The 11,283-nt window shown below is 62.0% G+C and carries 11 protein-coding genes; 1 reads left to right on the top strand and 10 read right to left on the bottom strand.

Translation table 11 applies throughout. The annotated features are described in order from the left end of the window. Nucleotides 1-24 precede the first annotated feature (24 nt). The 3 genes from AAG591_RS05995 to AAG591_RS05985 all read right to left on the bottom strand — a co-directional run bounded on the left by AAG591_RS05995 (nucleotide 25) and on the right by AAG591_RS05985 (nucleotide 2,383). Nucleotides 25-1,143, bottom strand: coding sequence for a glycosyltransferase family 4 protein (locus tag AAG591_RS05995; protein WP_342530144.1), 1,119 nt, complete (start codon nucleotides 1,141-1,143; stop codon nucleotides 25-27). A 230-nt stretch (nucleotides 1,144-1,373) separates the two neighbouring features. Beyond that, nucleotides 1,374-2,120, bottom strand: a complete 747-nt coding sequence (locus AAG591_RS05990; protein WP_342530143.1) for a hypothetical protein — start codon at nucleotides 2,118-2,120, stop codon at nucleotides 1,374-1,376. Beyond that, the gene (locus AAG591_RS05985; protein ID WP_342530142.1) at nucleotides 2,117-2,383 is read right to left on the bottom strand and encodes a spike base protein, RCAP_Rcc01079 family; all 267 of its coding nucleotides are present in this window, start codon (nucleotides 2,381-2,383) and stop codon (nucleotides 2,117-2,119) included. The genes AAG591_RS05990 and AAG591_RS05985 overlap by 4 nt, the downstream gene beginning before the upstream one ends. 202 nt (nucleotides 2,384-2,585) lie before the next feature. On the opposite strand from AAG591_RS05985, the gene wecB reads away from it, so the two are divergent. Then, nucleotides 2,586-3,710 (top strand): non-hydrolyzing UDP-N-acetylglucosamine 2-epimerase, encoded by a 1,125-nt coding sequence (wecB, locus tag AAG591_RS05980; protein WP_342530141.1) that lies wholly within the window; start codon nucleotides 2,586-2,588, stop codon nucleotides 3,708-3,710. Nucleotides 3,711-3,719: 9 nt separating this feature from the next. On the opposite strand, the gene AAG591_RS05975 is transcribed toward wecB, so the two are convergent. The 7 genes from AAG591_RS05975 to rfbA all read right to left on the bottom strand — a co-directional run bounded on the left by AAG591_RS05975 (nucleotide 3,720) and on the right by rfbA (nucleotide 11,166). Further along, nucleotides 3,720-4,733, bottom strand: a complete 1,014-nt coding sequence (locus AAG591_RS05975; RefSeq protein WP_342530140.1) for an NAD-dependent epimerase/dehydratase family protein — start codon at nucleotides 4,731-4,733, stop codon at nucleotides 3,720-3,722. Nucleotides 4,734-4,804: 71 nt separating this feature from the next. Beyond that, nucleotides 4,805-6,283 (bottom strand): exopolysaccharide biosynthesis polyprenyl glycosylphosphotransferase, encoded by a 1,479-nt coding sequence (locus AAG591_RS05970; RefSeq protein ID WP_342530138.1) that lies wholly within the window; start codon nucleotides 6,281-6,283, stop codon nucleotides 4,805-4,807. A 61-nt stretch (nucleotides 6,284-6,344) separates the two neighbouring features. Then, nucleotides 6,345-7,640, bottom strand: coding sequence for a nucleotide sugar dehydrogenase (locus tag AAG591_RS05965; protein ID WP_342530137.1), 1,296 nt, complete (start codon nucleotides 7,638-7,640; stop codon nucleotides 6,345-6,347). 145 nt (nucleotides 7,641-7,785) lie between these two features. Further along, nucleotides 7,786-8,658: a dTDP-4-dehydrorhamnose reductase gene (rfbD, locus tag AAG591_RS05960; RefSeq protein ID WP_342530134.1), complete on the bottom strand. Its 873-nt coding sequence runs from the start codon at nucleotides 8,656-8,658 to the stop codon at nucleotides 7,786-7,788. Next, a complete protein-coding gene (rfbB, locus tag AAG591_RS05955; RefSeq protein ID WP_342530132.1) occupies nucleotides 8,655-9,716 on the bottom strand; it encodes a dTDP-glucose 4,6-dehydratase in 1,062 nt (353 codons plus the stop codon). Before rfbB ends, rfbD begins: the two co-directional genes overlap by 4 nt. A gap of 5 nt (nucleotides 9,717-9,721) precedes the next feature. Further along, nucleotides 9,722-10,288, bottom strand: a complete 567-nt coding sequence (rfbC, locus tag AAG591_RS05950) for a dTDP-4-dehydrorhamnose 3,5-epimerase (protein WP_342530130.1) — start codon at nucleotides 10,286-10,288, stop codon at nucleotides 9,722-9,724. Beyond that, nucleotides 10,285-11,166, bottom strand: a complete 882-nt coding sequence (rfbA, locus tag AAG591_RS05945) for a glucose-1-phosphate thymidylyltransferase RfbA (protein WP_342530128.1) — start codon at nucleotides 11,164-11,166, stop codon at nucleotides 10,285-10,287. Before rfbA ends, rfbC begins: the two co-directional genes overlap by 4 nt. Nucleotides 11,167-11,283 lie beyond the last annotated feature (117 nt).

The following is an 11,283-nucleotide window of genomic DNA, read 5'->3' as shown; positions in this document are numbered from 1 at the left end:
ATGCGGCTCGTCCTTGCCGACCGTTCACGCTTGATCGTTTCGTGTCGGTCGAGTCAACTCCGCAATGGCTTGCCGGTAGGCCTCGATCACGTAATCGACCGAGTACTGCGCAACCATTTTCGTGCGCCCCGCCATCCCCATCGCCTGACGCGCATCCGGCCCGAGATCGAGCATTTTTTCCAACGCATCGGCCAGCGCATCGCTGCTGCGCGCGGCGCACAGAAAGCCGGTTTCACCATCATCGACCACCGCGCTGCACCCGGCGACGTCGGTCGCGACCAGGGGGCGCCCCATCGCTGCGGCCTCGATCAGGGATCGGGGCGCGCCCTCGCGATAGGACGGCAATACCACGCAGTCGGCTTCTTCGATAAACGGCCTGACATCGTCGGTTGCGCCGAGATACTCGATCGAGCCATCGTCAATGAAGGGCTGCAGTTCGGCTGCGGAGAGCGCGGTAGGGTTGTCCGATGTGAGCGGGCCGAGCAATTGGAACCGCGCATTGCCCCGCGTTCGCCTGACGCGGCGCGCGGCGGCGAGATACTCCTCGATCCCCTTGTCGCGCAGCAGGCGCGATATCATGAGGAAGATCACTTCATCCGACTTGCCGGGCAGGGGGGAGGGAGTGAACCGCTGGGTATCGATGCCCGATCCCGGCAACAGCCGCAATTGCCGCGCTCGCAGGACCCGCTTCGACACGAGGAATTCCCGATCGTCCTCGTTCTGCACGAAGACGACGGGGCTCTTGCCCAGGCTTACCCGGTAAAGCGCCCGCCCGATTTCGAAGAGCGCGCGCGAACCCAGGAATACCGTCCCCAGCCCGGTCACGTTGGGAACAAAAGGAATGCCCTGCCACCGCGCAGCCAGCGCGCCGAACAGATTGTTCTTGATGGTAAAGCTGAGCACGATGTCCGGCTGCAGCGTCCGGAACGCGCGGCCAAAGCGTGGCACGAGTGTCGCATTTTCGAACGTGCCGAACGAGCCCGCATTCATCGCGAAAGGTTCAACTTGCGCGCCAATGCCCTCGAGCTTCGCGACCGTCTCGTCTGCGGGTGCGAGTATCGTAACCCGGTGTCCATCGGCGATCAGCGCTTCGACCAGCGGCTGGCGGAAGTTCCAGACATTCCACGCCCGGTTGACGCTCATCAAGATATGCAAAGAAACTCTCCGTGGCCGCCCCGGTCGGCCAGCGGCGCCACGCCTAGTGACAGGTGCTGAATTTGTAAAGGAAACCGGGCGCGTATGTCGCGCCGAACAGCAGGATCGACGGGCCGCTTTCTCCGTCTCCGGATCGATCGGACAAGGTCCCGGGCACGGGTTCTAGCCGCCGGTCAATCCTGCACTTGGGCACGCGAATTTGCGCATCCGGTCTTCCGTTATTCCGTCAGTCCGGCCGCCCGTTCGTCGAAATAGGCGATGGCGAGAGCGAGCGCATCGGGAAAGCCGCTGTGCGTAGTTTGCAGCGCGCAGATCGGGATCAGCACACCCTGCACGCAATATTGCACGCCATATCCCCCGATCCGCGGGAGCTGACTGGTGGATCCGTGGGCCATCTGGAAGCCGATGCGATGGACATGGCCGTCCGCAACCGACGCCTTGATCTGGCTGCGGGTCGGGTTGCCCGAGGAAACGACTGTGCCGTCGATATGACACGTCCCACCGCCACTGCTGTTGGCCGCGGTACTGACTTCCCAGGCACCCAGATACGTGTTGGTGCCGGTATACACCAGCAGACCTGTGGGGTCGTCGGTCTTGAGCAGGAAGATCACGTGCACATCGCTGCGTGGCAGGTTTGGGATCTGTAGTCGTAGATCATCATCGACGCCGTCGAATGCGATGATGCCGTCCTTCCATTGCGGAGCCGTGGAGGGGGAAGCCGAGGTCCAGCTGAAGGTGCCGGGCGTCTTGAGATTGGCCAGCGTGCCGATCGTATCGGCGGGGGTAGAGGGGTTTCCACCTTCGGGCCGCGTCATCGAGGCTACTTCGGTCGTATCCCACACCGCCAGGGTGGCCGGTGCCGCGATCAGCGCGTCACGGGCGGACAGCTCGAGCGGAGGGGCGGGGGCGGCGGTGGGCCGGGTTCGGCGTGCGCCCCGGTAGGTGCCAAAGCCGAGCATCGTCACACCAGCCCGACGATGTTGGTCGCCGTGGTGCCCGTGGCGCGGATCGCCGAGGCCCTGACGTCGAGTATCGTGCCCGCAGACAACCCGACAAAGACGACATCCTGCGTGTTACCGATCGGTCGCAGGGCAATATCGCCCGCGCCGCCGATATAGATGGCCTTGGTCGCGTCCGGAAGGTCCGAAGCATCCGAAGGGCTGACGGCAAAGGCGCGCGCGGCTGGCGCCATCGGGCTGTCGGCATTGTTGCGAAAACGATCGTTCATCGGGGGAGCTCCTTGCTGTCAGAATGCGAAGAAGCCCTCCCCTTATGCACATGGGCACGAGTAGGAAAATGGTTTTGCCCGGTGCTTTGCCATTCGGTCGCCCGCCCCCTGGCTCGGGCTTGCGCGCGCGTGCGGGGCTGGCCATAGCCGGAGCGAGACGTGCATGGTCGATACACGCACGGCATTTTCAGGAGGCAGCATCATGGCACGGATCCTGGTCGTTTTCGGCACCCGGCCCGAAGCGATCAAGATGTTTCCCGTGGTCCACCAGCTGCGCGCTACAAAGGGTATCGAAACTCTCGTTGCGGTGACCGCACAGCATCGCGAATTGCTCGACCAGGTGCTCGATATTGCCGACATCGTGCCCGACGTCGATCTGGACCTGATGCGACCCAGCCAATCGCTGGACGAGCTTTCTTCTCGCATCCTTCTTTCGTTCGGCAAGGTTCTCGACGATTTGCAGCCGGATCGCGTGCTGGTCCATGGCGATACCCTGACGACGATGGTCGTCTCGCTAAGTGCCTATTTCCGCAAAATCCCGGTCGGTCATGTCGAGGCCGGCTTGCGAAGCGGCGACATCTATTCGCCATGGCCCGAAGAAGTGAACCGGCGCGCCACGGGCGTGATTGCCGATTTGCACTTCGCGCCCACCGAAGGTGCGGCCGCAGCCCTGCGCGCCGAAAATACCGATCCCGCGCGGATTCACGTTACGGGCAATACCGTGATCGACGCGCTGCTGACCACCCGGGCGATCTTGCGCGACAGGCCACAGCTGGGCGCCGGGCTCGACGCGTTGGCGAAGCGTTTCGCGGGCAAGCGAATACTTGCGGTGACAGCGCATCGGCGCGAGAATTTCGGTCCGGGGATGGAGCGAATAGCGGCGGCGCTGCGCACGCTCTCTGCGCGCGAGGATGTCGGCGTGATTTTTCCGGTCCATCCCAACCCTAATGTGCGCCCCGTCATGGAAGAAATGCTGGCCGACCGCGAGAATGTCGCCTTGATCGAACCGCTGGATTACCCCCATTTCGTACGCTTGCAGGAAATGGGCGACGTGATCCTGACCGATAGCGGCGGGGTGCAGGAGGAGGCGCCCAGTCTTGGCAAGCCCGTGCTGGTCATGCGCGACACGACCGAGAGGCCTGAAGGCATTGCTGCCGGTACCGCGAAACTGGTCGCGACCGATACCGCGCGCATCGTTTCCGAAACGGAGCGACTGCTGGACGATCAAGCCGCTTATGCAGCGATGGCGCAGGCGCAGAACCCTTACGGAGATGGCAAAGCAGCCGAACGCATCGCGCGGATCGTGGCGCAGCTTCACATCGGCTGATCGGCGGCCTCAGGCCTGATAATAGTCGCGATACCAGGCGACGAACTGGCGAATGCCGTCGCGCACCCCGGTTTGCGGCGCGAAGCCGGTCAGATTGCGCAACAATGTCGCATCGGCCCAGGTGGCAGGCACATCGCCTTTCTGGATGTCCATGTAATTGCGAATGGCGGGCTTGCCGCATTCGGCCTCGATCGCGTCGACGAAATCTTCCAGACGCACCTTGTCGCTGTTGCCGATATTGACGACGCGAAACGGTGCCGCGGGGCTCAGGCTGTCCCACTCGGGAATTTCGTCGGCGCTGGCCGGACGCTCGGGCACCGCATCCACAAGCAGCCGAATGCCCCGCACCAGATCGGTCACATAGGTGAAATCGCGATACATCTGGCCGTGGTTGTAGATGTCGATCGGTTCGTCGTTCAGGATACCGCGCGTGAATTTGAACAGGGCCATGTCGGGGCGGCCCCACGGTCCGTACACGGTGAAGAAGCGGAACATGGTCGTCGGCAGGTTCCACAGGTGCGCGTAGGAATGCGCCATCGCCTCGGTCGCCTTCTTGGTCGCGGCGTAGAAGGTCAGCGGCGTGTCGGCCTTTTCCGTCTCCCGGAAGGGCATTTCCTCGTTCGCGCCGTACACCGAACTGGTCGATGCCATCAGCAGATGGTCCACCCCGAGCTCGCGCGCGCATTCCATGACGTTGAAGGTGCCCACCATATTGGATTCGAGGTAGGCGCGCGGGTTTTCCAGGCTGTAGCGCACACCCGCCTGCGCAGCGAGATGGACGATTACGTCGGGCTGGAAATCATCGCACACCTGCTTCAGCAATTCAGCGTCTTCCAGCCTGCCCTCGGTCGCGGAAAACGCGTTATGTTCGGCCAGCATCGCATGGCGGCGCTGCTTGATGCGCACATCGTAGTAATCGGTCATCCCGTCGAAGCCGTGGACCCGCCAGCCTTCGGCAAGCAGTTCCTTGGCGAGATGGAAGCCGATGAACCCGGCGGTTCCGGTGACGAGAATTTTTCGCATGATACGATGCCTGAGAAAACGAAGTGCGTGGGAAAGGCGACGGGGCGGTGCGCCCCGTTGCAAGGGGTCGATCAGCGCGAACCGCGCCCTGTGATGACTACCTGCAAGGTGTTGAGCGCGATCAGCAGATCGAGCCAGAGCGAGAAGTTCTTCACGTAATAAAAGTCGTACTGCAGCTTGCGATAGACATCCTCGGTCGACGCGACATGGCCCTGGTTGACCTGCGCCCAGCCGGTAATCCCGGGCTTCACGATGTGCCGGTAGGGGTAAAAATCGAGCTCCTGATCGTACCAGTTCGACAGCGACACCACCTCGGGCCGGGGGCCGATCAGGCTGAGTTCGCCACGCAGCACGTTCACAAGCTGCGGCAGTTCGTCGATCCGAGTCTTGCGCAGGAAGCGGCCGACCTTCGTAACCCGCGGATCGCTGTCGACGGTGATCGCGTCCTCGCGTCGATCCTTGCGCTGGTCGCGATGATACATCGTGCGCAGCTTCAGGATCGTGAACGGGCGATCGCGGAAGCCGACCCTTTCCTGACGGAAGATTGCCGGTCCAGGACTGTCGAGACGGATCGCGATGATGGCGATTGCGAGGATCGGCGACAAGAGCACCAGGCCTACCGCAGCCAGCATCTTGTCGGACAGATCCTTTAACCGGAAATAGACCCCGTTGGGCCGCAGCATCCCGAAATTGTTTTCGCTCAGGTGATCGATCCGCACCCGCCCGGTGAGCGATTCGGACACCTGCTTCACATGGTAGACTGCGGCCCCGCGCAGCGCCGCCCGGGCTATGGCGCGTTCCCATTCGGGTGAAAGGTCGGCATGCAGATCGACCACCAGGTTATTGGTGGTTTCCGCGTCTTCCGGCCTTTCGCACAGGCGATAATAAAGCTTGGGCATTTCGGCCAGCAGACGCGCGGTCAGATCCCCCGGCACGATCATCATCGGTTCGGTGTTGGGATGGCGAAAAATGACGTTGAGTACCCAGGTCATCGCCACCGATGCCGCAAAGCCGAGTGCGAGAAGCGGTACGCTGTACGGAAGCCTGAAATAAAGCAGCAGTCCGAGCATGCCCAGATTGGGCAGCAAGAAGGCCTGCAGGATGAACGCATAGCGCCGTGCGCCGGGAAACAGGCGAAGGTTGCGATAGTTCAGCAAGCTAAGCGTGGTGGCGCAAAACGTGAAGAATATCGAATTGACGACCCACGGGCTGTCGATCTGCGAGTCAAGCGCAAGGCCAAGACCCAGCTGTAACAAGGCAACGATCCCCAGAATCAGGGGCATCTGGAACCGGAACTTGTCGAGATGGAGATGCGGCTGCAGGCCCAGCTGAGCCTGGTAATCCACGTTCAGTTCGCAATCCGCACGGTTATCCTGCGCGGGCTCAAGACCCGGGATTACGGGATCGGTCTGGAGATAGTCCGACAGACCAGGCTCCGTTGCCGCGTGAGGGTCTTGCGAAGACGCCGGTTCGTTAGCCTCGATCAAAGCCTGCGCCCCCATCTGGCGGTCCGTTACCTGTGCGGAATGTGTCCGAAGAGTGCCAAGCATAGTCCGTCCAGCCGTCAAATTCCAGTTTATTGCAACGTCCCAATTGGTTACGCCGCCAAGATCAGAGCGACCAATAGGTGTAGCCCGTTGGAATCGCACCGGGATCGAGGGCCGATTTGATGTCTGCAAGGATGCCGCCATCGCGCAGCGACCCCACGATCAACTCATCGATCCGCCCCGCATAAGCCCCATGGGGAACGGCGTAGACCAAGGCGTCGAGATCGGTGAACGCGTCCAGATCGGCCAGCGCAATGCCGTAGTCCTGCTCGAATTCCTCATTCGAGGCGAGCGGATCGTGGCACACCGCGTGCATGCCGAAGCTGCGCAACTGCTGCAACAGTTCGGCCGATTTGCTGTTACGCACATCGGGCACGTTTTCCTTGAAGGTCGCGCCCAGCACGCCAACTCGCGCGCCCTGGATCGCGGTCCCCGACGTCGCCATCAGGCGCATCAGTTCGGTCGCGACGTGGCGGGGCATGCCATCGTTGATCCTGCGCCCGGCCAGGATGACTTCCGGATGGTAGCCCATCCTTTCGGCATGCGCGGTGAGGTAATAGGGATCGACGCCGATGCAGTGCCCGCCGACGAGGCCCGGGGTGAAGGGCAGGAAGTTCCACTTGGTGCCCGCTGCGGCAAGCACATCGGCCGTCCGGATGCCCGAAAGATGGCAGATTTTCGCCATCTCGTTCATCAGGGCGATGTTGATGTCGCGCTGGGTGTTTTCCAGCACCTTGGCCGCTTCCGCCACCTTGATCGATGACGCGCGGTGGACCCCGGCATCGATGATCGCTTCATAGGCGGTCGCAACCAGCTCGAGCGTTTCGGCGTCCTGCCCCGACACCACCTTTACGATCTGGTCGATCGTATGAACCTTGTCGCCCGGATTGATCCGTTCGGGACTATAGGCCAGTTTGAAATCTACTCCGGCAGTCAGGCCGGATGCTTCTTCCAGAATCGGGCCACAAATATCCTCGGTGGCGCCGGGGTGCACGGTCGATTCGAATACGATCGTGGACCCGGGAGAGAGATTCGCGCCGACCGTCCTGCAGGCGCTCTGCAGAATGGTGAAATCCGGATTGCGATCAATGTTGATCGGCGTGGGCACGGCAACCACGATAAAATTGCATTTCGCGATTGCTGAAGCGTCGCTGGTGAACACCAGGTCGACTTGCGCAAGCTGCTCACTCGTCAATTCGCCTGTCGAATCCTGACCACGGGTAAGCTCGTCGACGCGTGCTCGCGAGATATCGTATCCGATCACGCCGTCGAATTTGGCAGCGAAAGCATGCGCAACCGGCAGGCCGACATATCCGAGGCCGACAACGCAAATCCGATAATCTTGGGTTTTGGTAGGCATGGCCATCCTGATGCTTTTTGCCGTCATTTCAATTCGGATACCGAATGCGGGCGGGTCCGCTTAGCGCGGGTTTGCGAAAATTGCATGTCGAAATGAACCGGGCCAAGCGCGCTGGGGCGTTTCATCCTGTCCACCCTTATTGGGCTCAAGCCAGCAATGTCCCGACGACTTTCTCCAGCGAAGTCTGCCATGGGGGGCTTTTCAGCCCGAATGTCCGTTCGAATTTCGTGCAATCGAGGCGAGAGTTCGCCGGACGGGTGGCCCGGGTCGGATATTGTGCCGATGTGATGGATTCGACGTCGCAGTCGGGCCCGCCATGCACCGCGCCAGCCGCAAAGATCGCGCGCGCGAACGTCGCCCAGTCCGTCGCTCCGGTACCGGCAAAGTGATAGACCTGGTCGATCCCGTGACGGGGATTTTCCTGCCAGCGGTCGACCACTGCCAGCAGCGCGTCGGCAATGTCGAGCGCGGAGGTCGGATTGCCATGCTGGTCGCTGACGATACCGAGCGTATCGCGCGTTTCCGCAAGCCGCAGCATGGTCTTGACGAAATTGCTGCCGAACGGGCTGTATATCCACGCGGAGCGCACGATCGCGTAGCTGGCACCCGATGCAGCAAGCGCCTGCTCTCCTGCGAGCTTGCTCTTGCCATACATGCCGATCGGCTGTGTCGGATCATCCTCTCGCCAGGGGCGGTCTCCGCTGCCATCGAATACGTAATCGGTAGACAGATGGATTACCGGGACTCCGATGGCTGCCGCGGCGCGGCCGATCAGGCCGGGCGCCTCGCCATTGATCGCCATCGCGAGATCGGGCTCGTCCTCGGCCTGATCGACTGCGGTGTACGCGGCGGCGGAAATCACCAGATCCGGGTGTACCTTCGCGATCGTCCGCGCGATACTATCGCCATCGGCAAGGTCGAACTCGGGCCGCCCCGCGAACACCAGATCGCGGCCCGCGCCTTGCTGGGCGAGCGAGCGTGCGACCTGCCCCTCGCGCCCGGTAACGAGGATCTTCACGTGCCGTCCGCACCCAGTCGCTCGCCCGCATATTTGCCGGAGCGGATCGGGCCCCACCACCATTCGTTTTCGAGATACCAGTCGATTGTCTTGCCGAGACCGCTCTCGAAGGTTTCCTGAGGGGTCCAGCCGAGCTCGCGCGCGATCTTGCTGGCATCGATGGCATAGCGGCGATCGTGCCCGGGCCGGTCCGCCACGAAGGTGATCAGATCGCGGCGGGATGTGCCGTCGGCCAGAGGGCGCCGGTCGTCCAGGGCATCGCAGATCGCTTCCACCACCGCCAGGTTGGTGCGTTCCTGATTGCCGCCGATATTATAGCTTTCGCCCACCGCGCCGGTGGTCAGCACCGTGACGAGGGCACGGGCGTGATCGTCGACGAACAGCCAGTCGCGCACGTTGTCGCCGGTGCCGTAGACCGGCAGCGGCTTGCCTTCGAGGGCGTTGAGGATGACGAGCGGAATGAGCTTTTCCGGGAAGTGGTATGGCCCGTAATTGTTCGAACAATTGGAAAGCACCACCGGCAGGCCGTAGGTTTCGTGCCAGGCGCGCACGAAATGGTCGCTGGCGGCTTTCGATGCCGAATAGGGCGAGGACGGGGCGTAGGGCGTTTCTTCGGTGAACAGGCTGTCGTCGAAATCGAGATCGCCGAACACTTCGTCGGTCGAGATGTGGTGAAAGCGGAAGTCTGCCTTCCGTGTTCCCTCAAGGCCGCGCCAGTACTCCAGCGCGGCATCCAGCAGGCGGAACGTGCCGACCACGTTGGTTTCGACAAAGGCGCCGGGCCCGTCGATCGACCGATCGACATGGCTTTCGGCGGCGAGGTGCATGATCGCATCGACCTGTTCTTCGCGCAGCAGACCGAGCACCATCTCGCTATCGAGGATATCGCCCTGGACGAGCCGATGGTTGGGCGCATTGGAGATCGTCCGCAGGCTTTCCGGGTTGCCCGCATAGGTCAGCTTATCGAGGTTGATGACCCGTTTGCCATCACGGACAAGCAGGCGAACCACTGCCGAGCCGATAAAGCCGGCTCCGCCGGTGACGAGGATGGTTTCCATGATGATCAGCCTTCGAAGGTAAACGGAGAATCGAATTCTGCGAACAGCGGGGCTTCCATGTCTCTTTCCGAAAGCGTCGGTTCCCCATCGATGGCGGGCCATTCGATTCCCAGCGCCGGATCATTCCAGCGGATCGCGCGCTCATGCTCTTTCGAATAGGGGCTGCTGACCTTGTACAGCACTTCGGTATCGGGCTCCAAAGTCATGAAGCAATGGGCAAAGCCGACCGGCACGAGCAGCTGGTTCCATTTTTGCGCCGACAGCGTCACTCCGACATGCTGGCCATAGGTCGGAGAGCCTTTGCGAATGTCGAGTGCGACATCGTAGATCGCGCCGCGCAGCACCCGCACAAGTTTGTCCTGTGCGACGGGCGGCACCTGGAAGTGCAGGCCACGCACAGTGCCGACGGTTTCCGACAAAGACTGATTGTCCTGGATCCAGTCGATCCGGATATTCTCGGCTTCGAAAGCGGACCTCTTGTAGACCTCCGAAAAGAAGCCGCGATGATCCCCGTATTTCGGCGGCGTCAGCTCGATCACCTCGGGAATCGCCTGGCGATGGAACTGGGTCACGCCGCCATGTCCACCAGCTTGCGCAGATAGGCGCCGTAACTTGTCTTGCCCATCATCGCTGCGCGTTGCAGCAGGGCGTCGGCATCCAGCCAGCCTTGGCGGAACGCGACCTCTTCCAGGCACGCGATCTTGATCCCGGTGCGATGCTCGATCGTTCTTACGAAGCTCGATGCTTCATGCAGGCTCTCGTGGGTGCCGGTGTCGAGCCAGGCATAGCCGCGGCCGAGGCGGGTGATATGCAGATCGCCGCGCTCCATGTAAGTGCGGTTGACGTCGGTGATTTCCAGCTCGCCGCGTGCGCTCGGCCGAATACCGCGGGCGATCTCGACGACATCGCTGTCGTAGAAATACAGCCCGGTCACCGCCCAGTTCGATTTGGGATTGGCCGGCTTTTCCTCGATGCTGGTCGCCTTGCCCGTTTCCGGATCGAAATCGGCGACCCCGTATCGTTCAGGATCATCGACGTGATAAGCGAACACGTTCGCCCCGCCCGTGGCGGCTTCCGCGGCGGCGTTGCGGCATTTTTCGCCCATCTTTTCGCCGTGGTAGATATTGTCGCCCAGAATGAGCGCGCTCGGGCCGCCGGAAATGAAATCCGCACCGATGATGAAGGCTTCGGCCAGCCCGTTAGGCTCTGGCTGGACGGCGTAGCTCAAGGCCATTCCGTAAGCCGACCCGTCGCCGAGCAATTCCTTGAACATCGGCAGGTCGCGGGGGGTCGAAATGATCAGGACTTCGCGGATGCCCGCCAGCATCAGGACGCTGAGCGGGTAATAGATCATCGGCTTGTCGAAGACGGGCAGGAGCTGCTTCGACAGCGCCATCGTGGCAGGATAAAGTCGGGTGCCGCTGCCACCGGCGAGAATGATGCCCTTCACTGGTCGGTGCCCCTAAATCATCGGAATTCCACGGACGCATAGTTGCGCCATCCCGGGTTGTCACCCCACTGCGCCGGACCCTCGCGCGCGAGGCTGCAAGGACGCGATGCCGCCATC

Origin of the sequence: Citromicrobium bathyomarinum (assembly GCF_038594485.1) — a bacterium.
GTDB classification, from domain to species: domain Bacteria; phylum Pseudomonadota; class Alphaproteobacteria; order Sphingomonadales; family Sphingomonadaceae; genus Alteriqipengyuania; species Alteriqipengyuania bathyomarina_A.
Note: the sequence above shows the minus strand (reverse complement) of the source record. Positions and strands in the feature narration are given on the sequence as shown.